Here is a 25,387-nt window from a genome sequence, read left to right as displayed (position 1 = left end):
CGACAACCCTTGCTATGTGCACTTTGTTGCTTCTTACGTTTCTAATGGTCTGAAAATTAAGAATCGTTTGAGTGCCTGACACTTTTTTATGCTTCTTTGTGTGCGGAATTTTCTATTTATTTCTGATTTTCTGTTGAAGTTTACGTTAACGTTAATGATATACTGATGAAAATTGTGAAGGGGGAGCAGGCTTGAAAACGATTCAGGAGGTAGCAAAGCAATTTAATGTGTCTACACGTACCATTCGTTATTACGAGGAGCTTGGGCTTCTATGTCCTCATCGTTCGGCTACTAATCAGCGCACCTTCTCAAAAAAAGAAATGGCGAAGCTCAAGCTTATTTTTAGGGGGAAGCGTTATGGTTTCTCGTTAGACGAAATCAGGGAAATGGTGTTGCTTTTTGATTTTGATCGTTCAGGAATTCAACAGCTGGAACGTACTGTGGCATATGGAGATCAAAAAATTCAAGAAATTGATAGTAAAATAGCCGAGCTTACACAAATGAAAAATGAATTACTGCAATTACATGGCATGTTTAGTGAGAAATTATTAACTTTAAAGGGAGAGATGCACGATGAATAGTTCAAATTTGTTAGCACGAAATGCCCGAAAGTATGCTGGAAAAGAAGCTGTTGTTTGTCATGGAAGAAGAGTGACTTATCGTGATTTAGATGAGCAAGTGACTCGACTCGGTCATACTTTGATAGAACTGGGTATTCGTCCAGACGATAAAGTAATTATTTTTATGCCAAATGTTGTAGAGTTTGTTGTTAGTTATTTTGCGATTCAACGTATTGGTGCAATTGTCGTTCCCGTAAATGCAAAATTTACATTGCAGGAGGTTGAATATGTTGCACAGCATGCAGAGGCTAAAGCTATTGTAGTGCATGAGGCTATTTTTGCCGCGGTCGAGCATATCAATGTCGTGCCGTTGAAAATTAAAACAGGACATGTGGAGGCAGGGTGGCTTCATTATGAGACACTAATACAACATGCCAGTACACAACCAATTGATTGTCAGCTAAATGAAGACGATGCATCAACGATTTTATATACATCAGGCACAACAGGAAAACCGAAGGGCGTCCTATTTAGCTATCGCAATATTTTAACTGTGGCCCAGATGATTGCAGTAGAAATGGAAGTAAAGCCTACAAGCCGCATTCTCCTTATGATGCCGTTAACGCATTCAGCACCATTGCATTTATTTTTAATGGCTGGCATACTTGTTGGCTCAACAAATGTATTAACGCCAACATTCACACCAGATTTATTGATAGATTCGATTGAACAAGAAAAAACGACGCATTTTTTCGGGGCTCCTGTTGCCTATTTATTAACTGCCCAAACAAAGAGATTGCAAACAGCGGATTTATCTTCGATGAAATGGTGGGTTTATGGAGGTGCACCGTTATCACAAAATGAAATTCGCCATCTACAAAAAACTTTCCAAACAGAAAATCTAACATGTGTTTATGGATTAACAGAGGCTGGGCCAAGTGGTTCCTTAATGTTCGGACAAGAGCATGAAACAAAGGCGGGGAGTATCGGTCAGCGTGCACCTCTAGGGACGGAGCTTCGTATTATTAACGACAGCGGGGAAGATGTCGAAGTGAATGAAGTGGGCGAAGTTGTGTTATTTGGTGAAGGCAATATGTTGGGGTATTACAGGGATGAAGTAGCAACAAAGGCAGCATTTATAGATAGCTGGCTGAAAACAGGAGATTTAGCTCGAAAAGATGAAGACGGCTATATTTGGATTGTAGATCGTAAAAAGGATGTTATTATTTCGGGCGGTGTCAATATTTATCCAAAAGAGATTGAGGATTTACTTTTAAACTATGAAGGCATTTTTGAGGTGGCTGTTATTGGTGTCCCTCACCCGCAGTGGGGAGAAACCGTAAAGGCAGTGTATGCTGCAAAGGCAGAGATTGATGATAGCGCACTAAAAGCGTATTTAGAGGAGCATCTTGCAAAATATAAAATTCCACGCTTATTCGAACAAGTGGAAGCGCTACCAAGAAACGCTTCCGGAAAAATATTAAAACAATCGTTGAAGGAACAAGAGGTGAGATGAATATGAAAGTATTACAGCAAGATGCAAATCGGACGACTAACTTTTTCACAGAGGATGAAACACTACACAAACTATTAGAAATGATGCTAGATAAAGAACTTCTAGTCTATGCTAAGCGAGAGTTAAAGGATTTCGGCGAGCTTTGTGCAAATGACATCGACGTGAGAGCGAAGCATACGGACAGAGAGGGAGAGCCCAAACTGCAGCGATACAATGCTTATGGTGAGGATATATCAGAAATTTGGGTCAATGAAGGCTACAAAAAAACGATTGAAGAAACATATAACACAGGGATCGTTGGCTATGTGCATAAGGACATTCCACAGTTAGGTAGAAAGGGAAATTATGTGTATAGCTTTGCACAAGGCTATTTACTGTCACATGCAGAGCCTGGCTTCTATTGTCCAGTTACCTTAACGATGGCAACAGCTTATTTGCTTGATCATTATGCGAGTGATGAGTTGAAGGACAGGTTTTTACCACATGTTTGTGCAACGGGGGATACAGAGCTATATGAGGGGGCAACATTTTTAACGGAGCGGCAAGGAGGCTCAGATGTCGGCGCAAATGTTGTAGAGGCTGTCGAGGAAGGAAGTCAGTATCGTTTGTATGGAGAGAAGTACTTTGCATCAAATGTTGGAATGTGTGGTGTGGCGATGGTATTAGCACGTATAGAAGGCGCTTCAGCAGGTTCGAAAGGTTTAACATTATTTGCTGTACCTTGGCGTCAAGATGACGGTAAGGTTAACCACCTTCGCATTCGACGTTTAAAGGATAAGCTCGGTGTCAGAGCAGTACCATCAGGAGAGGTGGAATTCGATGGTGCACTGGCGTATATCGTTGGAGAGCCGAATAAAGGAATTTATTATATGTTAGAGGCACTTAATTTATCGAGAATTTGTAACGCAGTCGCTTCCATTGGCATTATGCGTCGAGGCTATTTAGAGGCGAAGCATTATGTAACAAACCGAAATGCGTTCGGGCAACCTTTAATTCAATACCCAATGATTCAGGATACATTAGGGAAATATGCTGCGAAGCTCCATGTAGAAGTCGCTACTGTTTTTGATCTTATTCAATTATATGACAAGGTAACGAGTGGTCAGGGGAATGAGCAGGACATTATTCTTAATCGTTTGAATATCGCCATCATGAAAAAAGAAACGGCTGAACAGGCGGTGCATTACGCAAGCGAAGCAATAGAATTGCATGGAGGAAACGGCTATATCGAAGATTTTGTAACGCCACGTTTACTTAGAGATGCTCAAGTCCTTACGGTGTGGGAAGGAACGGCTAACATTTTAGCACTAGAGCTTATTCGCTTAGTAGATAAATATAATGCCCATGAATTATTTGTACATGTGATGCGGGAGCGTTTGACGAAGTTAACTGATTGTTCGTTCGTACAAATTGTAGGCGAGCAACTGAAGAAAATCGAAGCAACATTGCAAGTCTTTAGTCGTTTGGATGAGGCTACGAAGTCGTATGAGGCAAAGGGCGTAGCAGAAAAAATGGCTCATCTATACGAAAGTGTAGTGGCAGTCGAATGGGCAGTCCAATTTGGCGGCAAGTATGAAAAGCTAGCAGATATTTATTTAGAAGATACATGGGCATTGCGCGAAATAGGCGCACCAATGAAAACTGTTCAATATTTTTCGGAAATTATGTAGCGGGTGCCAGGCACACAAACAATTTTGAAAATTTTTATTATTAGTAAAAATCCGCGTAGACTCCTACGGGAACGCACGCAATGTAAGCTGCAACAAACCGCGCGGGTAGCGACGTTTGTGGCTTACGTATGTGCCCGCGGAAAGCGAAGTGGATTTTTCCGATTTAGGAGTCGGCATTATGTTAGGTTCTATGTAGTGCCAGGCACTCAAACAATTATACTAGTTGATCGAAGTGTAAAGTGTCCGCACGCAGCGGAAATCAACGGCAGTAGCATCACAAAAAAGAGACGCTAACTTAGCGTCTCTTTTTTTATCGTTATCTATTTCTATTTTCATGTATAATAAAATCAACTGAATATTATAAAGGTTCTTTACTAAAGTAAAGTGAAAAGGGAAATCGGTGTAATTCCGATGCGGTCCCGCCACTGTAAGTGTGAGTTTTTTCAATCTATGCCACTGAATTTTTTTGGGAAGGCATGAAAAAGCATTTGGAGCACGAGCCAGGAGACCTGCCTTTATAGAACGATACATTGCAGCCTACGAGGATAGGATGGTGGTTTATTTGTGCAAGCACCGCCTCTCGTTATGATGACGAGAGTTTTTTTGTTTTGGAAAGCTACTGACGATAAATAATTGAACATAAAGGCAATAAGTTCGGGTAGGGGAAATGCCTACATAATATCGATCAATCTACTGAACAAAGCTGAAAAATGCACATACAATCTAAGGAGGTCTCACAATGAAAAAGTATTGGAAGATAGGTTTATCAGCATTTTTAGCAATGGGCATTCTAGCAGCATGTGGAGAAGAGCCGAAAAACGACAAATCGGCAACAGAGCAACAGGAGCAACAGGATACAAAGCAGCTAGACGAAGCAACGTTCCCGCTAACAATAACAGATGCTACTGGCAAAGACATTGTACTAGAAGCACCGCCTGAAAGAATTATATCTCTTATTCCAAGTAACACAGAAATATTATTTGGACTTGGCTTAAATGATAAAATCGTTGGCGTAAATGATTATGATGATTATCCACCAGAGGTAGCTGACAAGGAGAAGGTCGGCAGTATGGAATTTAATATAGAACAAATTATTGCGTTACAGCCTGATATCGTTTTTGCACATGAATCAGGTATAGCTTCTTTAGGTGGAGCGATGGATCAACTGGAAGCAGCGGGTGTTAAAGTATTTGTTGTGACAAACGCTAGTGATTTTAATGAGACATATACGACGATTGAGCAATTAGGTCGTGCCACTGGTAAGCTTCCAGAGGCAGAAAAAATTATTGCCAATATGAAAGAAAAGGTTGAGGAAGTCCAAGCAAAATTACAGGACGTGAAGCCAAAGAAAGTCTTTGTAGAAACGTCAGATGAACCAGAAATCTACACACCTGGCAAGGACACATTTATGCAGGAGATGCTAGAGATGATTCATGCCGAAAATATCGCAGCTGATACGGATGGCTGGTTCAAAATTGATGCAGAACAAATTATTACAAAAAATCCAGATGTCATCGTGGTCACTTATAATTATGTGCCCGATATTTTAACGAAAATTCCACAACGTGCAGGCTTTGATACAATTACGGCTGTAAAAAATAAGGCTATTGTGCAAGTAGATGAAAATATGACAAGTCGTCAGGGCCCGCGTTTAGCAGATGGGCTTGAAGAGTTAGCGAAAGCCATCTATCCTGAGGCTTTCGAGTGAGCAAAACGGTTTTAGCTTATGTAACAGCCATTACGTTACTTATTGTTAGCATCTGGTGTGGCGTATCAATAGGCTCGGTTCATATTCCGTTAGAAGTATTTTGGAATAAAGCGGCAGATGAAACTGCTGCCAATATTTTATGGAAAATTCGTTTGCCACGAGTATTGCTCGCAGGTCTTGTAGGAGCATCGTTGGCGATTGCAGGGGCAGCCTTTCAAGGTTTGTTAAAAAACCCGTTAGCAGATCCGTATACGCTTGGTGTATCTTCAGGAGCGTCAGTCGGTGCTGTCATGACATTATTTTTCGGCATCTCTTTACCAGTTGTCGGTTTGTATGCATTGCCAACGCTCAGTATGGTAGGGGCTGTACTAACGATGGTAGCTGTGATGAGCTTTGCCAGAATAGTAGACCGTTCTCTGAAAATGGAAACACTTATTTTAACGGGGGTTATTTTTAGCTCGTTTTTAGGCTCACTTATCTCATTAATGATTGCGTTATCAGGTGAGGAGCTCCGCCAAGTGATCGGCTGGTTACTAGGGTCAGTCTCGATGCGGGGATGGCCGTATGTGCAAATGATTACCCCATTCGTTGTCATTGGCTCTGTTATTTTGTGGACGCAAAGACGCGAGCTAAATGTTCTGCTATATGGAGAGGAACGGGCGAAGCATTTAGGTGTCAATGTAAAGCGTAGCAAATATTTAATTTTAGTAGGAGGCTCCATGCTTACTGGGGCGGCAGTTGCTGTTTCAGGAACAATCGGCTTTGTCGGCTTAGTTGTGCCGCATATGACTCGTATGATTTGGGGTTCAGATCACCGTCATTTATTGCCGTTATCTTTTTTGAATGGTGCAACATTACTGATCATTTGCGATTTAGTGGCGCGTACGATAATTATCCCACGTGAGCTACCGATAGGTGTTATTACTGCATTTATTGGTGCACCTGTCTTTTCTTATATTTTCTATAAGCAGCGTAGAAGCAAGGGGGTACGTGTATGATTATCGTTGAACATCTATCAGGTGGCTATGAGGACGTACCAATCGTTAAGGATGTAAGTTTTACGGTAGAAAAGGGGAAAGTCCTTGGCATTTTAGGGCCAAATGGAAGTGGCAAATCCACATTATTGAAAGTAATTAGTGGCGTATTACCAGCAACGGCAGGAACTGTTTTATTGGATGGCAAAAATATTAAAACATATAGTCCTCGCACATTGGCAAAAAAGATGGCCGTACTACCACAATTACATGCCAATGCATTTTCAAATACAGTACGTGAGGCAGTATCGCTCGGTCGTTATCCACATCAAACTGGCTTTTTTTCTCATTGGTCAGAGAGGGATGAGCAAGCAGTTCAATATGCCATGGAGCAAACGGGCGTCACACGCTATGAGCATACATCAATGGAGTTTCTATCAGGCGGTGAGCAACAACGGGTTTTTGTAGCACAAGCTTTAGCGCAAACAGCGGAAGTATTATTGCTAGATGAGCCGACAAATCACCTAGATATTGCGCATCAACGTCAAATTTTAGATATGGTGCGTAAGGAAGCAATTGAATGTGGTTTAACCGTTATTATGGTGCTGCATGACATGAATTTAGCCTCCCTCTATTGCGATGAATTGTTATTAATGGAAAGAGGCTGTGTACGCGCTATAGGTGCACCACATAAAGTATTAATAGCGTCTCAAATTGAGGACGTATATCAGGCAAGAGTGACAACCTATGCCCATCCAGAAATACCTAAACCGCAAATTACAATCATGCCATCATCAAGTGAATATCAGCAACGAGCTGTCATTGTAAAAGAAGATTTTAACGTAACAACAGATTATATCCAACTGAAATCAAATGTCCCGTTAAAAACAGTTTCTTCAGCTGTTCATAATCCCGGAATAGGGTGGTATGACTGCCTATTAAATCGCTCTGTACCAGGAGACTATGTTGTTAATGATGTGAAACAAGAGGTCGCGAATTTTTTACAAAGAGAGCATTTTTCGCCGACTAGCACAGTTGTCATGTTAACCGCTGTTCCTACACAACTCTACGCACTAAATGAATATAGCACTTCTTTCGGTAGTGTGTTTGTCGTTGTCACTGCGGGTGTTGGAAATGCTGTAGATGTCTCTCGCACACACGAAAGACAGGATACGCCATATATTGGTACTATTAATACGTGGGTCATCATCAATGGCTGTTTGTCGGAAGAGGCATTTTTTCAAGCATTGATGACTGCAAATGAAGCAAAAACAAAGGCATTGCAAATGGAAAACATTCGCGATTACCGCAGTGATACAATTGCAACGGGCACTGCGACAGATAGCTTACTTATTGCGGCAACGCAAAAGGGTGAGGAAATGCGCTATGGTGGGCCGATTACAGATGTCGGTAAGATTATTGGTAAAGGCGTTTATGAGACGACGATACAAGCGATACAAAATTATAAAAATAAAGCATAGGAGTGAAAAAGGGATGAAACTTTACACGAAAACGGGCGATACAGGGAAAACAAGCTTAATTGGTGGGCGTGTCGACAAAGACAGTCTACGTGTTGAAACATACGGAGCAATTGATGAATTAAATTCGTTTATCGGCAAGGCAGTGAGCGAACTAGATCGCGAATTATTCAAAGACATTTTACTTGATTTAGAAACAATTCAACATGAGCTTTTTGATGCTGGTGGAGATTTGGCCAATGTTATGAAGGAGCGTCATTACAAGCTAGCGGAAGCACCGATTGAAGTATTGGAGGCACGTATTGATGCATTGTCTGATGAAGCGCCACCATTGGAGCGATTCATATTACCAGGAGGGGCTCCTGCAGCTGCAACATTACACATTGCACGAACTGTTGCCCGTCGAGCAGAGCGTCAAATGGTAACGCTAATGAAAGAAGTTCAAGATGTGCCTACTATTGTGCAAAAGTATTTAAACCGTTTATCAGATTATTTATTTGCCGCTGCACGTGTTGTTAATGCTCGTTTAAATTTACCTGATATTGAATATATTCGCAGTGGGAAAGTGTTTAAAAAATAAGTTGATTCTCTGAACAATAGTGGCTCGAGCCTGCCTGTGGCAAGCATCTGCCCGGAGCGTAACGATGTGAATCATCATTTTTAAAAATAAATATTTTAAATGAAACTTATTACAGAGAACACTAGTGATTGGAAGAAAAAGTGTTAATTACGTTAAATTAATATACAAAAAAGCTACTTTGAAGGAAAATTCAGGGTAGCTTTTTCACTTATAAAATGTAAGAATATAAAATTATCAGAAATATTTTTGTTTTAATGTTGACTGAATGCTCACTCATTTATTAAAATGTGAATATAGTGGTGGAATATCATACATTTACGTATGAGCTAGAAAATTTAACACAAAGAGAGAAAATTCACGACAAACTAAAAGGGGGGACCAACCATGAGTCCATTAGTTATTACAAACATTGTTCTAACAATCGTGGTTGTGCTTTATGCAGTAGGGTTATTTATCTATCTGTTAAAAACACGCTATAAATTCGTACAACTGGGGAAAAAGGTTGAGTTTGATGAAAGTGTCCAAGAACGTATTCGTTATTTAATGGTGAATGTGTTTGGTCAAAATAAGCTATTAAAGGATCCTAAAAGTGGTTTAATTCACGTTATGTTCTTTTACGGCTTCTTAATGGTTCAGTTAGGAGCCATCGATTTAATTTGGAAGGGGTTAGCTCCTGGGTCGCATTTACCACTTGGGATGTTCTATAGTGTATTCACTTTCTTCCAAGAGCTAGTCGTATTAATGATTTTAGTAGCCGTAGTATGGGCATTTTATCGCCGCTATGTAGAAAAACTAGTACGTCTAAAACGAGGCTGGAAAAATGGGCTTGTCTTAATTTTTATTGGAGGCTTAATGCTTTCAACATTATTAGCAAACGGTATGGGCCTTATCTGGCATGGAGAAGGTTTAACGTATACTGAGCCTATTGCTTCAAGCATTGCAGCTATTTTTGGCTTTTTGCCAACAACGGCAGCAGCGACTATTTTCTATATTTCATGGTGGGCTCATTTATTGATTTTACTGACGTTTTTAATTTATGTGCCACAATCGAAGCATTTCCACTTGATTGTCAGCCCACTTAATGTGTACATGAATCGTTTAGATCGCACAGGTACATTGACACCGATTGACTTTGAGGCGCTTGAAGAAGCAGGTGAGAATGCTGAAAATGAAGAAGATATCCCATCTATTGGTGTAGGACGTATTCAAGATTTTACACAAAAGCAAATGCTTGATTTATATTCTTGTGTAGAATGTGGGCGTTGTACAAATATGTGTCCTGCAACAGGAACAGGGAAAATGCTGTCACCAATGGATTTAATCGTTAAGCTTCGTGATCATTTAACGTTCACAGGTGCGGTAGTAACAAAGCAAAAACCTTGGGTGCCATATCAATTTTTTGCACATACAAAGGGTAATCAACTTGCGATGGCAGCTGGTGCTGAAGGAGCAGTTATTGAGGATATTTATAGCCCTTCATTAATCGGCGACGTTATTACAGAGGAAGAGATTTGGGCATGTACAACTTGCCGTAACTGTGAGGATCAATGTCCAGTCATGAATGAGCATGTCGATAAAATCATTGACCTACGTCGTTACTTAACGATGACGGAAGGGAAAGTAAACTCTGATGCTCAACGCGCAATGACAAATATAGAACGTCAAGGAAATCCTTGGGGACTAAATAGAAAAGAAAAAGAAAACTGGCGTGACTTAGATCCAACGATCAATATTCCAACAGTGAAAGAATTGAAAAAATCAGGCGGAGAAATGGAGTACTTATTCTGGGTAGGCTCTATGGGTGCATTTGATAATCGATCACAAAAAATTGCACTAGCGTTCTGTCGTCTATTAAACGAGGCGGGCGTGAAGTTTGCTATTTTAGGAAATAAAGAGAAAAACTCTGGAGATACACCTCGTCGTTTAGGAAATGAGTTTTTATTCCAAGAGCTAGCGACAGCAAATATCGATGAATTTGAGAAAAATGATGTGAAGAAAATTGTAACGATTGATCCGCATGCATACAATATCTTTAAAAATGAATATCAAGATTTTGGTTGGAAAGGCGAGGTTTATCATCATACTGAATTACTAAATGAATTGATAGAGGAAAATCGTTTAGTATTGAATCATGAAGTGGATGAAACAATTGTATTCCACGACTCTTGTTATTTAGGTCGTTACAATGATGTATACGATGCACCACGTGAAATTTTACGAGGCATTCCAGGCGTCAAGCTGGTGGAAATGGAACGTAATCGCGAAACGGCAATGTGCTGTGGCGCAGGTGGTGGCTTAATGTGGATGGAAGAGCATGTCGGCAATCGCATTAACGTTGCGCGAACAGAGCAAGCTTTAGCAACGAACGCTTCTGTAATATCTTCAGGATGTCCGTACTGCTTAACAATGTTAGAAGATGGCACGAAGGCAAAAGAGGTTGAAGATACGATTAGTACGTTCGATGTCGCAGAATTGTTAGAACGCTCTGTATTTGGTGAAAAAGTAAAGGCTGTGACAGAGAGTGACGAAGAAGTAACAGCAGAGGTGCTAGAAGAAGTAGTAGCTTCAGTGGAATTTCCGGAGAAAAACAAGAATGAAGAGTTAAACGCAGAGAAATAATAATTATTGTAGAAATATTTTCTTTATCTGAAAAATATAAATTGCACAATAATTAATTGTTTTGTAGAATAAGATTAATTAGAAATGGGAGTTGCTTAATAACTCCCATTTTTTTATCGGGAAGAGTCGAGCGAGCGTTCAGTCAATGGAGATCGCTTTGATGCTTCTTCGATAAACGTAAAACAAAAGGGGTGTTTTACTTGAATAGAGCTGTAATTTTAGCAGGAGCAAGAACGGCATTTGGTAAATTTGCTGGATCACTTTCCGCACTTAACGCAAGTGATTTAGGTGCAATCGCCATTACAGGTGCACTTGAAAGAGCAAATATAGCACCAGATGCAGTGGATGAAGTGATTTTAGGTACTGTTTTACAAGGTGGGCAAGGACAAATACCGTCAAGACAGGCTGCCCTAAAAGCAGATTTGCCTGTAGCAGTCAAAACAGAGACGATTAATAAAGTTTGTGCGTCGGGGATGCGCGCTGTAACTTTAGCTGATCAGTTAATTCGTTTAGGGGACGAGGAAGTGATTGTCGCTGGCGGTATGGAGTCTATGTCCAACGCACCGTATTATCTTCTAAATGGTCGTACTGGACTACGTATGGGTGATTCTACAATGGTAGATGGAATGCTTTATGATGGGTTAACTTGTGCCTTTAATGAAGCAAGACCACCAATGGGGAGCTATGGCAATAAGGCTGCAATCGAATTTTCATTAAGTCGTCAAGAACAAGACGCATGGGCTGTTCGCAGTCATGAACGTGCTCTTGCCGCAATTGAACAAGGCTATTTCGCTGAGGAAATTGTACCTGTGCAAATTGCACAGCGTAAAGGTGAGCCGCTCGTAGTAGATACTGATGAAGCGCCAAGACCAGGTACTACACAGGATGTGCTTGCTAAGCTTAAACCAGCTTTTGAAAAGGATGGTTCAATTACAGCTGGCAATGCTCCTGGCGTCAATGATGGGGCATGTGCACTCGTTGTAATGAGTGAAGAACGTGCAATGCGCGAAGGAAGAGAACCACTTGCCGTAATTATCGGGCATGCGGAAATTTCAATTGAGCCTGAAAATTTCCCGCAAACACCAGGTCTCGTTATTAATAGCCTGCTAAAAAAGACGGGGAAAACATTAGCTGACATCGATGTCATTGAAATCAATGAAGCCTTTGCAGCAGTGGCTCTTATTAGCAAACAACTTGCCGACCTAGATGCAGAAAAAGTGAATGTTAATGGTGGTGCAGTGGCACTTGGCCATCCTATAGGCGCTTCTGGTGCACGCATTATATTAACACTAGCACATGAGTTAAAGCGTCGTGGTGGAGGAATCGGTATTGCTGCAATCTGCTCTGGCGGAGGGCAGGGCGATGCAATCATGATTGAAGTACCAAAACAAAGGGGACATGAATGATGGGAATCCAAAAGGTAATGGTGATTGGTGCTGGGCAAATGGGCTCAGGAATTGCACAAGTTTGTGCGCAGGCAGGCTATGATGTTTTATTGAATGATATAAAACAACCGTTTTTTGAGCGTGGCATAGGCGTTATTACGAAAAACTTAACGCGTGATGTAGAAAAAGGACGTAAAACCGAAGATGAAAAAACGGCTATTTTAGGTCGTATCAAGATGTCACTAGATTTAGAGGATGCTAGTGATGTAGATATTATTATCGAAGCAGCAGTAGAAAACATGGAAGTAAAGCAATCTATTTTCAAGCAATTAGATGCAATTGCACCGGCACATGCCATTCTTGCGACAAATACATCATCGCTGCCAATTACAGAAATTGCAGCTGTCACTAACAGACCAGAGCAAGTGATTGGCATGCATTTTATGAATCCAGTACCTGTCATGAAGCTTGTTGAAATTATTAGAGGTTTAGCTACAACTGACGAAGTATACAAAGCTGTGGAAGGAATGACTGTACAGCTATCAAAAACACCAGTGGAAGTAAATGACTTCCCAGGCTTTATTGCAAACCGTATTTTACTGCCAATGATAAATGAAGCAATTTATGCGTTATATGAAGGTGTTGCAACGAAGGAAGCAATTGATGATGTTATGAAGCTCGGCATGAATCATCCAATGGGGCCTTTAACATTAGCGGACTTTATCGGTTTAGATACATGTTTATCAATTATGGAAATTTTACATGAGGGCTTAGGTGATAGTAAGTACAGACCTTGTCCTTTATTACGGAAATATGTAGCAGCAGGCTGGCTTGGTAAAAAATCAGGAAGAGGCTTTTACGTTTACGAATAATCCTATGGGGATGGGAAGATTCAAATTAATTACTTACGTCTCGGTATAATTTAGTCCAGATTTTTTCGAGTCTATTTGAAAAGCTTTTCAAAATCTGTGACAACCGCTGAGGACTATAACTTGATTCAGCTAGAAGATGAATGCTAAATCAAATTAAAATGTAATGCAACGTGACAGCATAGAGGGGTGACATTATAGATGCATTTACAATTTACAGATGAGCAGTTAATGATGCGTGATATGGTGCGAAGTTTCTCACAAGAGAAGATTGCACCGTGGGTAGAACGTATGGAGGCAGGAGAGTTTCCACGTGAACTCCTGCAACAGATGGGTGAGCTAGGTTTAATGGGGATTACAACGCCAGAAGAACTAGGTGGCTCTGCAATGGATTTTACATCATACATCATCGCTATCAATGAACTATCAAAAGTTAGTGCAGTAATGGGAGTTATTTTATCAGTACATACTTCAGTAGGTACGAATCCTATTATTTATTTTGGTAATGATGAGCAGAAAAAGCGTTATGTTCCGAAGTTAGCTGCGGGTGAATATTTAGGCGCATTTTGTTTAACTGAGCCAGGCGCAGGTTCAGATGCAGGCTCACTACAATCAAAAGCGATACGTGATGGTGATGAATATGTTATTAACGGCTCAAAAGTATTTATCACAAACGGAGGCGAAGCGGATGTTTATATCGTTTTTGCCTCAACCAATCAAGCTGAAAAAACACGTGGCATCTCAGCATTTATTGTTGAAAAGGGCACACCGGGCTTAATTATTGGTAAGGATGAACATAAAATGGGCCTACATGGTTCACGTACAGTCCAATTAACATTTGATAACTGTCGAATTCCATGTGGAAACCTTCTTGGGGAGGAAGGGGAAGGCTTCAAAATAGCAATGGCTAATTTGGATGTTGGACGCATAGGAATTGCAGCACAAGCTTTAGGAATCGCTGAAGCGGCACTTGAAGCAGCAACTAGCTATGCCAAAGAGCGTGTGCAATTTGGTAAACCTATTTCAGCACAACAAGGAGTCGGCTTTAAGCTTGCTGATATGGCGACAACTGTGGAAGCGTCAAAACTGCTTGTGTATCGAGCAGCTGATTTACGTGCGAAAGGTTTACCATGTGGAGCAGAAGCTTCGATGGCAAAGCTCTTCGCTTCACGTACAGCCGTACAAACAGCGATTGAAGCTGTACAAATTTTTGGAGGCTACGGTTACACGGAGGATTATCCGGTAGAACGTTATTTCCGTGATGCCAAAGTGACTGAAATTTACGAAGGTACAAGTGAAATACAAAAACTCGTTATAAGCAAACATTTAATTAAATAGAGAGCAACATTGTAAAAGAGTTAGTGCACACGTGCTTATTAGGAATCCAATGAAGTCTTAGATGAAATTCATTAAAATTAAAGGGGAAATGGACAATGAACTTTCAATTAACAGAAGAACATGAACAATTACGTGAAATGATTCGCGACTTTGCTTTAAACGAGGTAGCACCATCAGCAGCGGAACGCGATGAAAATGAGGAATTTGATCGTGCAATTTTCGACAAAATGGCTGAGTTAGGTTTAACAGGGATTCCGTGGCCAGAAGAATACGGCGGTGCAGGTTTTGATTATCTTGCTTATGTAATTGCTGTTGAGGAATTATCGCGTGTATGTGCTTCTACAGGCGTAACATTATCAGCTCATACATCCCTTGCTGGTTGGCCACTATATAAATTTGGCAATGAAGAACAAAAACAAAAATATCTTCGACCAATGGCAGAGGGCAAACATATCGGTGCTTATGGCTTAACAGAGCCAGCATCTGGATCTGATGCGGGTGGGATGAAAACATACGCAAAACGTGATGGCGATGATTATATTTTAAATGGTTCAAAGATTTTTATTACAAATGGTGGAGTAGCAGATACATATATCGTATTTGCTGTAACAGATCCAGAAGCGAAAAACGGTACTTCTGCTTTTATCGTTGAAGCTGGCTACGAAGGCTTTTCTGTTGGTAAAAAGGAGAAAAAGCTAGGGATTCGTTCATCACCAACAACAGAAATTATTTTCGATAACTGCCGTGTGCCAAAAGAAAACCTACTTGGGGCTGAAGGAGAAGGTTTTAAAATTGCTATGACAACACTTGATGGTGGTCGTAACGGCATTGCTGCACAGGCTGTGGGGATTGCCCAAGGAGCATTAGATGCTGCGGTTGACTATGCAAAAGAGCGTGTACAATTCGGTAAGCCAATTACGGCAAACCAAGGTGTTTCCTTTAAATTAGCTGATATGGCAACACAAATTGAAGCATCTCGTCTTCTTACATACCAAGCTGCTTGGTTAGAGACGAATGGTCTTCCATATGGTAAGGCATCGGCAATGGCGAAGTTAATGGCTGGTGATACAGCAATGAGCGTCACAACTGAAGCGGTTCAAGTTTTTGGCGGTTATGGTTATACGAAAGATTATCCAGTAGAACGCTATATGCGCGATGCAAAAATTACACAGATTTACGAAGGTACACAAGAGATTCAACGTCTTGTTATCTCACGTATGTTGACGAAATAATTTATGACAGAAAAAAACAAAAGGCCCCAAGTCCAGTCAACCGTGAAAGACGAAAATCTCATTGCCATTCGCCGAGAACAAATGATTCAAGGTGCCATTAAATTATTTAAAGAAAAAGGTTTCCATCGTGCGACAACAAGAGAAATTGCAAAAGCAGCAGGTTTTAGTATTGGTACATTATATGAGTATATTCGTACGAAAGAAGATGTACTTTACCTCGTCTGTGATAGCATCTACCACCATGCGATGGAGCGACTATCAAGCTATGAAATAAAAGCAGGTACGATAGAAGAGTTAAAAGAAATGATTCGTGAGTATTTCTTACAAATTGATAGCATGGTTGATGAATTAACAATTATGTATCAGGAAACGAAATCATTATCCAAAGAAGCACAGCGTTATGTTTTCGGTAAAGAGTTTGAGATGGTTGCCACTTTTGAAAGGCTGTTGCAACGCTGTGTGCAGTCAGGGGAACTAACGATGACTGATAAGCAAATTCATTTGGCAGCGAATAATTTAGTTGTTCAAGGACAAAGCTGGGCGTTCCGCAAATGGGCGCTGCATCGTCAGCATTCACTTGATGAGTATATCGAAATGCAAACAACATTGTTCATTTCAGGCATTAAGGGGTTTTAATAAGTTCCAAAGGGGTTCGTCGGTAATTGCATAAAGCGACATTGCAATTACCGATTTTTTTCATGATTTTGTATGGCAGAAAGCTCATAATAACGACAAAACCATACAAACGGGTCAATTTCATAAGTAGTTTTTCTAAAAAGAAATATGAACAAGTGAAGCGGAAGTAGCTCGATGCTTGCCTGCGGGAAGTGTCTGCATTGAGCAAATGCTGCGCTTGAAAATAATATGAATTGAAATTAACTTAAACATCCATGAAAAGGTTTACTAAGGGGAGAAAGTGGGGGTTTCATATGACAAAGGTAGAAGTGTATCGTCCAAAAAATCACGTACGTTTTGTAACAGCATCAAGTCTTTTTGATGGACATGATGCTTCGGTCAATATTATGCGACGCATTTTACAATCAAGCGGTGTGGAAGTTATCCATCTTGGACATAATCGCTCAGTAGAAGAAGTCGTTAATGCTGCGATTCAAGAAGATGCTCAAGGTATTGCTTTGTCTTCTTATCAAGGTGGCCATATGGAATACTTTAAATATATGTTTGATTTACTGCGCGAAAAAGGGGCACCGCATATTAAAATATATGGCGGCGGTGGTGGTGTTATTTTGCCACGTGAAATTAAAGAGTTACATGCTTATGGCATTGCGGGTATTTTCTCACCTGAAGATGGTCGAGTTCTAGGGCTGCAAGGAATGATTAATGAGCAAATTAAAGGAACTGATTTTCCAACTGCAACAGGCGACTATTTAGAAAAGCTTGATACTTTAACGACAGAGACACCAGAATTATTGGCAAACTTAATAACGGCTGCTGAATCGAATGATGATGAAGAAACGAAAAAGATGTTAGTGGAAGCACGTAAACGCTCAAAAGGAACACCAATTTTAGGGATTACAGGCACAGGTGGTGCAGGTAAATCTTCTTTAACAGATGAGCTCATCCGTCGTTTCTTGAAAGAATTCCCGGATAAACGCGTAGCGATTTTATCAGTCGATCCAACAAAGCAAAAAACGGGTGGTGCATTATTAGGGGATCGCATTCGTATGAATGCCATTTTCAATAACCGTGTTTATATGCGAAGTTTAGCGACACGTGGTTCTCGTACAGAGCTCTCCGCTTCTATTGGTGATGTGTTAGATGTCGTGCGTGTAGCCGGCTACGATTTAATTATTGTTGAAACAAGCGGAATTGGTCAAGGAGATGCAGAAATTACAAATTACACGGATCTATCCATGTACGTTATGACGAGTGAATTTGGTGCACCGACTCAGCTTGAGAAAATAGATATGATTGATTTTGCAGATGTTATTGCTATCAATAAGTTCGAACGAAAAGGCTCAGAAGATGCGCTACGTCAGGTGCAAAAGCAATACCAACGTTCACGAGAACTTTGGGATGAGCCAATTGATAAAATGCCAGTTTATGGTACGATCGCTAGTCAATTTAATGATAAAGGAACGAATGCTTTATTTGCTGCATTAGTTCATATTATTAACGAAAAAACAGGTAGTGACTGGGTAACAGGCTATGAGCAATTTGCTAAAACGCAAAAACAGGATGTTATTATTCCGAATGATCGCCGTTATTATCTACGCGAAATAACAGATACAGTGCGTGGATATCATAAAAAAACAGAGCAACAAGTTGCATTTGCTCGTCGCCTATTCCAACTAGAGGGCGCCATCGTAGCAGTGAAAGAAAAGGCACCAGATGATGCACTTGTCGCATCGCTTACATCTTTAGCGGAAGGTGTCCGTGACGAATTAACAGCAGAGTCTAAGCGTATTTTAGATAATTGGCAAGCTTTAAAAGAAGCGTATGCTGGAGATGAATTTGTAACGAAGGTGCGCGATAAGGAAATTCGTACAATTTTAAAAACAACGAGTCTTTCAGGGACAAAAATACCGAAAGTTGTACTACCGAAGTTTGTTGACTATGGAGAAATTTTACGTTGGGTGTATCGTGAAAATGTACCAGGCGAATTCCCATATACTGCAGGTGTGTTCCAGTTCAAACGTGAAGGTGAAGATCCGAAGCGACAATTTGCTGGAGAGGGTACACCAGAGCGAACAAATAAACGCTTCCATTATTTATCGAAAGACGATGATGCAAAGCGTTTATCAACAGCGTTTGATTCGGTTACGTTATACGGTGAGGACCCTGATTACCGTCCAGATATTTATGGAAAAGTTGGAGAATCAGGTGTCTCGATTTGTACGCTTGAAGATATGAAGAAGCTCTATGCAGGTTTTGACCTATGTGCACCTTCTACCTCTGTATCTATGACAATCAATGGACCTGCGCCAATTATTTTGGCGATGTTTATGAACACAGCGATTGATCAGCAAGTAAAGCTGCGTGAAGCAGAACTTGGTAGACCTTTGACAGTTGAAGAATTTACAGAGACGCATGCGAAAACATTACAAGTTGTGCGTGGTACGGTACAGGCAGATATTTTAAAAGAAGACCAAGGGCAAAATACATGTATTTTCTCTACGGAATTTGCTCTAAGAATGATGGGCGACATTCAGCAGTATTTTATCGACAAAAAAGTACGTAACTACTACTCTGTTTCCATTTCGGGCTATCATATTGCAGAGGCTGGAGCCAATCCAATTTCCCAGCTAGCGTTTACACTCGCAAACGGCTTTACGTATGTTGAATACTATTTAAGTCGTGGTATGAATATCGACGATTTCGCGCCAAATCTATCATTCTTCTTCTCAAATGGATTAGATCCAGAATATACCGTGATAGGCCGTGTTGCTCGTCGTATTTGGGCAGTTGTTATGCGCAATAAATACGGGGCAAATGAACGTGCTCAAAAGCTTAAGTATCATGTCCAAACTTCTGGCCGTAGTTTGCATGCACAAGAAATTGACTTCAATGATATTCGTACAACGTTACAAGCACTTATGGCATTGCAGGACAATTGTAATTCATTGCATACAAATGCATATGATGAAGCAATAACTACTCCAACAGAGGAATCTGTACGTCGAGCTATGGCAATTCAAATGATTATTACGAAAGAGCATGGTTTAGCGAAAAATGAAAACCCATTACAGGGGGCATTTATCGTTGAAGAATTAACAGATTTAGTAGAGGAAGCTGTACTAGAGGAGTTTGATCGTATTAATGATCGCGGTGGTGTACTAGGTGCTATGGAAACACAATATCAACGCGGAAAAATTCAAGAAGAATCGATGCATTATGAAATGTTAAAGCATTCGGGTGAATTACCGATAATTGGGGTAAACACATACTTAAATCCGAATCCACCAACAGATGATGCAATCGACAACATGGAAATTGCACGTGCATCGTCAGAAGAAAAAGAAACGCAAATTCGTAATTTGCAATTGTTCTGGCAACAACATGAAGGACAAACAGAAGCAGCAATTGCCCGCTTACAAGAGGTAGCTGTAAACAATGGTAATATTTTCGAAGAACTAATGGAAACCGTAAAAGTAGCTAGCCTAGGACAAATTACAAAGGCTTTATATGAAGTTGGTGGACAGTTCCGTCGCAATATGTAAAACAAGTAGATGATAATTTGCTAATTTATGGAACGTAAATGCTAGTTTATCCGACATGCTGCTGTATTTTAAAGTGTCTAGTCATACGATTAGGCACTTCTTTTCATTTTCGTTATAATAGAAATGTAAAAAAGAGGGGGCGCAGTAGAGGATGAAATCAATAATTCACTACATTATTATTTTAGCTTTAGTATTAGGAGTTATTTTCCTGTATAATAAGCAAATTGGCGCTATTCCTTTATTGTTATTATCGATTTATTTATTTTTTCTAGGGATAAAAAAAATGTGTAATATAAAAAACAGTAATTGAAGCTAGCAATGAGACTAAAACATTGTATATAATGGGTATTATGCTTATGGTATGGAAAGTTACTTTTGTGCGGTCTTTTTTAGCTGCGCTCCGAAAATAAAGCACTATTTAATTTTAAAACGTCCATTGTGATGAGAGGAAGGAAGTGCACGAATTGAATTTTCGTGAAATGACAAAGGAACAATTAACGGAAGAATCGTTAATTAACTTAACTTATGCAATTTTAACTGAAAAACGTGCTTCAGTGTCATTTAATGACCTGCTTACAATTATTAAAGAGCTAGTTGGCTATAGTGATGAAGAAATTAAATCACGCCTACTGCAATTCTACACTGATATGAACGTTGATGGACGTTTCTTATTTAATCAAGAAACTGGTTGGGGCTTGCGCGAATGGTTTAAAGTAGAACAAATCGAAGAAGAAACAGCTCCATCTGTGAAAACACACAAGAAAAAATCTAAAGCTACTCTTGATGATGATGATTTAGAAGAAGATTTAGAAGAAGATGAAGTTGACTTCGATGAGGATTATGAAGAGTTCGTTGAAGAAGAAGAAGAGGAAGAAGAAGATATCGATGGAGAAAAAGAAGATATTGACTTCGAGGAAGAAGATATAGAAGACATCGAGGATGAAATTGATGAAGATTTCATTGAAGATGAGGAAGAGTTCGAAGAAGAAGAAGAGGAAGAAGTGTAACACAAACACGCTTTGAATTTTCTTACTTTTTTACTTGTATTAAAAATTCTTGACTTATTTCACGGTACCGTTTAATCTTTTACTTGGGCTCCTTAAAAAAAGGAGAAAGACCGTGTATATAATACGCTCCCCCTGCAAACCTATGCAGGAGGGGCGTTTTTTTTGTTTTTAACTTGCTGAATCAAGTTAAAGATCAAGGCGAATATTAACGATTTTAAGAGGAGCTTTTTGACCAGGCTCGAATAAAATTTGGAAGTAATCGCCGAGATGTAATGAATAATCAGTCAAGCTCTCCCATGCTAATAAATAATGATTTGAATACGAAAGTGGTAAACTAATCATTATGTATATTAATCGGTGACTGAGTTATATGGTAAAGCTTCTCATAGCGATAATAATTAGATTGCCGATAGGCGATGCTAACTATGAAAGTTTTACTACGAAGAACAATTTAGAAAAGTAAAAAAGATATAGAAACGATTACAGCTTCGAATCGACTGCATTTAAATGTAGGCATTCTCGGCTTTTCTTATTTTAGGGATAGGAAAGCATGATGTTTCTTATTCATGTCCATACATTTGTGTTGTCAGTTTACATTTCCTTCCTGCAATTAGGCAATCGGTAAGCGGTATGACAGAATGGATGGACGCAATATACTTTTTTTACTAACAAGATCTAGTACAACATAAGGAGGAATTTTTCATGACAAAGTATATTTTTGTAACAGGTGGGGTTGTGTCATCACTTGGAAAAGGGATTGTAGCAGCATCTCTAGGACGTTTATTAAAAAACCGTGGGTTAGAAGTAACGATTCAAAAATTTGACCCGTATATCAATATTGACCCAGGTACAATGAGTCCATATCAACATGGTGAGGTGTTCGTTACAGATGATGGTGCTGAGGCTGATTTGGACTTAGGTCACTATGAGCGCTTCATTGACATTAACCTAGGCAAACATTCAACTGTAACATCTGGTCGCGTATATCAATCTGTATTACAAAAAGAACGTCGTGGTGACTATAACGGCGGAACAGTTCAAGTAATTCCTCATATTACAAATGAAATTAAAGAACGTATCCAACGCGCAGGACGTGAAACGAACGCAGATGTTGTTATTACAGAGGTTGGAGGAACTGTAGGCGATATTGAATCACTACCATTCCTAGAAGCTATTCGTCAAATGAAAACAAATTTAGGCCATAACAATGTAATGTATGTTCACTGTACGTTAATTCCTTACATTAAAGCTGCCGGGGAATTAAAAACAAAACCAACACAACATTCTGTTAAAGAATTACGTTCTTTAGGAATTCAACCAAATATTATCGTTGTGCGTACAGAACAAGAAGTACCAGAAGAAATGAAAGAAAAATTAGCATTATTCTGTGACGTTCAACCTCATGAAATTATCGAATCTCGTGATGCAGAGCATTTATATGAAGTACCATTAAATCTTCATGCACAAGATTTCGATGATATCGTACTTGATCATTTCGGAATTGAAGCACCAGAGGCAGATATGGAAGAATGGCGCGAGCTTGTTGCAAAAGTGAAGAGCCTACCAAATAAACGAAAAGTGGCATTAGTAGGTAAGTATGTTGAATTACAAGATGCGTACATTTCAGTTGTAGAGGCGTTAAAACATGCAGGTTATGCGTTTAACTCTGATATCGAAATTGATTGGATTAACGCAGAGCATGTAGATGCAGACAATGTTGTATCATTACTAAAAGATGCTGATGCCATTTTAGTACCAGGCGGCTTCGGTGATCGTGGCGTTGAAGGTAAAATTTTAGCAACTCAGTATGCTCGTGAAAATAATGTGCCGTTTTTAGGTATTTGTTTAGGTATGCAACTAGCAACAGTAGAATTTGCTCGTAACGTACTTGGCTTAAACGGAGCGCATTCCACAGAGCTTGATGCGGAAACACAATATCCTATTATTGATTTCCTTCCAGATCAAAATGATAATGTAGACATTGGTGGTACATTACGTTTAGGTTTATACCCATGTAAGTTAAAAGATGGCTCAAAAGCAAAAGATGCTTACGGTCAAGAGCTTGTGTACGAGCGTCACCGTCATCGTTATGAATTTAATAACGAATACCGTGAAGCAATGGAAGCGGCAGGTCTTGTATTCTCAGGTACAAGCCCAGATGGGAAATTAGTGGAAATTATAGAGCTACCAGAAAACAACTTCTTCGTAGCTTGCCAGTTCCACCCAGAATTAGTATCACGTCCAAACCGTCCACAACCATTATTCCGTGATTTCATCGGTGCAACATTTAAATAAAATAAAAAAAAGATGTCTCGTAATGACGAGACATTCATCAGATTGTAGACAAACTTGAGAAATTTCGAGTTTGTCTACAATTTTTTTGTAGAACAAAGGAACATGCCGATAAACACAGAGAAACGCCGATAGGTCAGTGCAAATCGCCGATAAACCTTCTGGAATCACCGGTAGGGCTTGGAAAATGTACGTTCCAGCGAGAAGTCGATATCGTCTGCTTCATTCAACTGCATAAGTTGTTAAATAAATTCCATTTTTAGACATGCTAAAAGGCACCAAAAATGAACTTCTAGATGCCTTTTGTGTATAGCGCTTTAATTTTAATATAGTGAAGCTTTACAGCTCTTCATCATCCAGTCCGAGCATTTCATCATAAGCGATTTTTACAGCTTCATAAATGAATAGGGCAGCTATTGCATGCGGTACAACAATGCGCTCACCTAAATCATTAGGTAACAATCCTCCGCGCATACGAGTAGAGATATATGTATACGCTAAATCCGCTAATGGATTTTCTGCATTTTCTACTTCACTAGCTACTGCTGCAAATGGAATAAAGTGTTCGTTCAATTTTTTTGCTAATGCTAATGCTTCCTGATCGTGTGCACTACGTGTAAAAATACAAATACGATCGGCTTCACTAACTTCAGTATGCTCTGTCCAAGGGAGTAGCTTAGCGAAACGCTCAACCCCTTGAAGTGCATTTAACTCGACAACTTGCATTTCGCCAAAACAAGCAAAGTAGACATTTCCTTCTCCTATTGCTGCTTGTGCAAGTAAACGTGCTGTTTCTTCAATAGATTCTTCTTCACTTTGTGTTATTCTTTGTAATAATCCGCTCAGCTGTGTTGTTAATATTTTTGACATGATTCCACCTCAATCAATATTATATGTATGTGTGAACCATAAAGCAAAAGTAGATAATTTATAATACTAGAAGGTATTAAGCTGTAAAAGGAGAATAATACATAATATAGATATCTTTGTGCAAAATAATAATTCAAAAAGGGCGGAATGCAATGTGAAACGATTACTAATTGTTGATGATCAGCAGGGAATTCGTTTGCTATTAAATGAAGTTTTGAAAAAAGAAGGTTACGTTACATATTTAGCAGCTAATGGCGCTGAAGCACTACGTTATGCAGAGGAAGAATCGATGGATTGTGTATTGCTAGATATGAAGATTCCTGGCATGGATGGCATAGAAATTTTAAAATGTTTAAAAGAGAAATGGCCTCAACTACCTGTCTTTATGATGACCGCTTACGGTGAATTAGATGTAGTACAGGAAGCATTGGAATTAGGGGCAATACGTTACTTTACTAAGCCATTCGATATTTTTGAAGTACGTGATGCAGTAAATAAAACATTAAACACATAAAAAAACAGGCAGTGGCAAACACCGCCTGTTTTTTACATATGCCCAAATAGTTGGTGCAGGTTGGTGCGGATGATAATTATCGCTGCGTTGCCCTCCGCTATCGGTGCTAAAATATAAGCACCTGAAATTTCTTTTCAGGTGCTTTTGAAAAAAAGGCACCTGTCGCTACGTTGCCCTGCGCTATCGGTGCTAAAATATAAGCACCTAAAATTTCTTTTATATTAGAAGAGGCATCTGCCGCTGCGTTTGCACTACGCTTTCGATGCAGAAAATATAAGCACCTGAAATTTCTTTTCAGGTGCTTTTGAAAAAAGGCACCTGTCGCTGCGTAGGACTCCGCTATCGGTGCTAAAATATAAGCACCTGAAATTTCTTTTCAGGTGCTTTTGAAAAAAAGGCACCTGTCGCTACGTTGCCCTCCGCTATCGGTGCTAAAATATAAGCACCTGAAATTTCTTTTCAGGTGCTTTTGAAAAAAGGCACCTGTCGCTACGTTGCCCTGCGCTATCGGTGCTAAAATATAAGCACCTGAAATTTCTTTTCAGGTGCTTTTGAAAAAAGGCACCTGTCGCTACGTTGCCCTGCGCTATCGGTGCT

The 25,387-nt window shown here is 39.8% G+C and carries 18 protein-coding genes and 1 riboswitch; of the genes, 17 read left to right on the top strand and 1 reads right to left on the bottom strand.

Features of this window, described 5'->3' with window-relative positions; genetic code table 11:
• Positions 1-191: 191 nt before the first annotated feature.
• The 16 genes from ACQKNX_RS16415 to ACQKNX_RS16340 all read left to right on the top strand — a co-directional run bounded on the left by ACQKNX_RS16415 (position 192) and on the right by ACQKNX_RS16340 (position 23,409).
• The gene (locus tag ACQKNX_RS16415; RefSeq protein WP_427429802.1) at positions 192-581 is read left to right on the top strand and encodes a MerR family transcriptional regulator; all 390 of its coding nucleotides are present in this window, start codon (positions 192-194) and stop codon (positions 579-581) included.
• On the top strand, positions 574-2,076 hold the full coding sequence (locus tag ACQKNX_RS16410; protein WP_427429801.1) for a class I adenylate-forming enzyme family protein: 1,503 nt from the start codon (positions 574-576) through the stop codon (positions 2,074-2,076). The genes ACQKNX_RS16415 and ACQKNX_RS16410 overlap by 8 nt, the downstream gene beginning before the upstream one ends.
• A 2-nt stretch (positions 2,077-2,078) precedes the next feature.
• Positions 2,079-3,746, top strand: coding sequence for an acyl-CoA dehydrogenase family protein (locus tag ACQKNX_RS16405; RefSeq protein ID WP_427429800.1), 1,668 nt, complete (start codon positions 2,079-2,081; stop codon positions 3,744-3,746).
• Positions 3,747-4,093: 347 nt separating this feature from the next.
• Positions 4,094-4,277: riboswitch (cobalamin riboswitch) on the top strand.
• Positions 4,278-4,485: 208 nt separating this feature from the next.
• On the top strand, positions 4,486-5,454 hold the full coding sequence (locus ACQKNX_RS16400; protein ID WP_427429799.1) for an ABC transporter substrate-binding protein: 969 nt from the start codon (positions 4,486-4,488) through the stop codon (positions 5,452-5,454).
• A complete protein-coding gene (locus tag ACQKNX_RS16395) occupies positions 5,451-6,452 on the top strand; it encodes a FecCD family ABC transporter permease (protein ID WP_427429798.1) in 1,002 nt (333 codons plus the stop codon). The genes ACQKNX_RS16400 and ACQKNX_RS16395 overlap by 4 nt, the downstream gene beginning before the upstream one ends.
• A complete protein-coding gene (locus ACQKNX_RS16390) occupies positions 6,449-7,909 on the top strand; it encodes an adenosylcobinamide amidohydrolase (protein WP_427429797.1) in 1,461 nt (486 codons plus the stop codon). The genes ACQKNX_RS16395 and ACQKNX_RS16390 overlap by 4 nt, the downstream gene beginning before the upstream one ends.
• Positions 7,910-7,922: 13 nt before the next feature.
• Positions 7,923-8,486 carry a cob(I)yrinic acid a,c-diamide adenosyltransferase gene (locus tag ACQKNX_RS16385; protein WP_427429796.1) on the top strand — a complete coding sequence of 188 codons (564 nt, stop codon included), beginning with the start codon at positions 7,923-7,925 and terminating at the stop codon, positions 8,484-8,486.
• 384 nt (positions 8,487-8,870) lie between these two features.
• The gene (locus tag ACQKNX_RS16380; protein WP_427429795.1) at positions 8,871-11,105 is read left to right on the top strand and encodes a heterodisulfide reductase-related iron-sulfur binding cluster; all 2,235 of its coding nucleotides are present in this window, start codon (positions 8,871-8,873) and stop codon (positions 11,103-11,105) included.
• Positions 11,106-11,305: 200 nt separating this feature from the next.
• Positions 11,306-12,511, top strand: coding sequence for an acetyl-CoA C-acetyltransferase (locus tag ACQKNX_RS16375; RefSeq protein ID WP_427429794.1), 1,206 nt, complete (start codon positions 11,306-11,308; stop codon positions 12,509-12,511).
• Positions 12,511-13,362: a 3-hydroxybutyryl-CoA dehydrogenase gene (locus ACQKNX_RS16370; protein ID WP_340826370.1), complete on the top strand. Its 852-nt coding sequence runs from the start codon at positions 12,511-12,513 to the stop codon at positions 13,360-13,362. Before ACQKNX_RS16375 ends, ACQKNX_RS16370 begins: the two co-directional genes overlap by 1 nt.
• Before the next feature lie 198 nt (positions 13,363-13,560).
• Positions 13,561-14,697: an acyl-CoA dehydrogenase gene (locus ACQKNX_RS16365; protein ID WP_427429793.1), complete on the top strand. Its 1,137-nt coding sequence runs from the start codon at positions 13,561-13,563 to the stop codon at positions 14,695-14,697.
• A gap of 95 nt (positions 14,698-14,792) precedes the next feature.
• Positions 14,793-15,929 (top strand): acyl-CoA dehydrogenase, encoded by a 1,137-nt coding sequence (locus tag ACQKNX_RS16360; RefSeq protein ID WP_427429792.1) that lies wholly within the window; start codon positions 14,793-14,795, stop codon positions 15,927-15,929.
• A 3-nt stretch (positions 15,930-15,932) separates the two neighbouring features.
• Positions 15,933-16,565, top strand: coding sequence for a TetR/AcrR family transcriptional regulator (locus tag ACQKNX_RS16355; RefSeq protein WP_173478637.1), 633 nt, complete (start codon positions 15,933-15,935; stop codon positions 16,563-16,565).
• A gap of 293 nt (positions 16,566-16,858) precedes the next feature.
• Complete coding sequence (gene icmF, locus ACQKNX_RS16350; protein ID WP_427429791.1) at positions 16,859-20,107, top strand: fused isobutyryl-CoA mutase/GTPase IcmF; 3,249 nt, start codon at positions 16,859-16,861, stop codon at positions 20,105-20,107.
• A 464-nt stretch (positions 20,108-20,571) separates the two neighbouring features.
• Complete coding sequence (gene rpoE, locus ACQKNX_RS16345; protein ID WP_427429790.1) at positions 20,572-21,114, top strand: DNA-directed RNA polymerase subunit delta; 543 nt, start codon at positions 20,572-20,574, stop codon at positions 21,112-21,114.
• A gap of 702 nt (positions 21,115-21,816) precedes the next feature.
• Positions 21,817-23,409, top strand: a complete 1,593-nt coding sequence (locus tag ACQKNX_RS16340) for a CTP synthase (protein ID WP_427429789.1) — start codon at positions 21,817-21,819, stop codon at positions 23,407-23,409.
• Between the two features lie 336 nt (positions 23,410-23,745).
• Here the strand turns inward: ACQKNX_RS16340 and ACQKNX_RS16335 are convergent, their stop codons facing one another.
• Positions 23,746-24,276, bottom strand: a complete 531-nt coding sequence (locus ACQKNX_RS16335) for a DUF2529 family protein (protein WP_427429788.1) — start codon at positions 24,274-24,276, stop codon at positions 23,746-23,748.
• A gap of 154 nt (positions 24,277-24,430) precedes the next feature.
• Between ACQKNX_RS16335 and ACQKNX_RS16330 the strand changes: the two genes are divergently transcribed.
• Positions 24,431-24,790 carry a response regulator gene (locus tag ACQKNX_RS16330; protein WP_340821005.1) on the top strand — a complete coding sequence of 120 codons (360 nt, stop codon included), beginning with the start codon at positions 24,431-24,433 and terminating at the stop codon, positions 24,788-24,790.
• The last annotated feature ends 597 nt before the right edge of the window (positions 24,791-25,387 follow it).

Origin of the sequence: Lysinibacillus sp. NPDC093712 (genome assembly GCF_050280025.1) — a bacterium.
Lineage (GTDB): Bacteria > Bacillota > Bacilli > Bacillales_A > Planococcaceae > Lysinibacillus.
The sequence above is the reverse complement of the archived record's forward strand: the minus strand, read 5'-3'. Positions and strand labels throughout refer to the sequence as shown.

Coding starts and splice junctions, on each gene's coding strand:
- ACQKNX_RS16410 (WP_427429801.1), top strand. CDS start 574: ATGAATAGTTCAAATTTGTTAGCACGAAATGCCCGAAAGTATGCTGGA.
- ACQKNX_RS16405 (WP_427429800.1), top strand. CDS start 2,079: ATGAAAGTATTACAGCAAGATGCAAATCGGACGACTAACTTTTTCACA.
- ACQKNX_RS16400 (WP_427429799.1), top strand. CDS start 4,486: ATGAAAAAGTATTGGAAGATAGGTTTATCAGCATTTTTAGCAATGGGC.
- ACQKNX_RS16390 (WP_427429797.1), top strand. CDS start 6,449: ATGATTATCGTTGAACATCTATCAGGTGGCTATGAGGACGTACCAATC.
- ACQKNX_RS16385 (WP_427429796.1), top strand. CDS start 7,923: ATGAAACTTTACACGAAAACGGGCGATACAGGGAAAACAAGCTTAATT.
- ACQKNX_RS16380 (WP_427429795.1), top strand. CDS start 8,871: ATGAGTCCATTAGTTATTACAAACATTGTTCTAACAATCGTGGTTGTG.
- ACQKNX_RS16370 (WP_340826370.1), top strand. CDS start 12,511: ATGGGAATCCAAAAGGTAATGGTGATTGGTGCTGGGCAAATGGGCTCA.
- ACQKNX_RS16365 (WP_427429793.1), top strand. CDS start 13,561: ATGCATTTACAATTTACAGATGAGCAGTTAATGATGCGTGATATGGTG.
- ACQKNX_RS16360 (WP_427429792.1), top strand. CDS start 14,793: ATGAACTTTCAATTAACAGAAGAACATGAACAATTACGTGAAATGATT.
- ACQKNX_RS16355 (WP_173478637.1), top strand. CDS start 15,933: ATGACAGAAAAAAACAAAAGGCCCCAAGTCCAGTCAACCGTGAAAGAC.
- icmF (WP_427429791.1), top strand. CDS start 16,859: ATGACAAAGGTAGAAGTGTATCGTCCAAAAAATCACGTACGTTTTGTA.
- ACQKNX_RS16340 (WP_427429789.1), top strand. CDS start 21,817: ATGACAAAGTATATTTTTGTAACAGGTGGGGTTGTGTCATCACTTGGA.
- ACQKNX_RS16335 (WP_427429788.1), bottom strand. CDS start 24,276: ATGTCAAAAATATTAACAACACAGCTGAGCGGATTATTACAAAGAATA.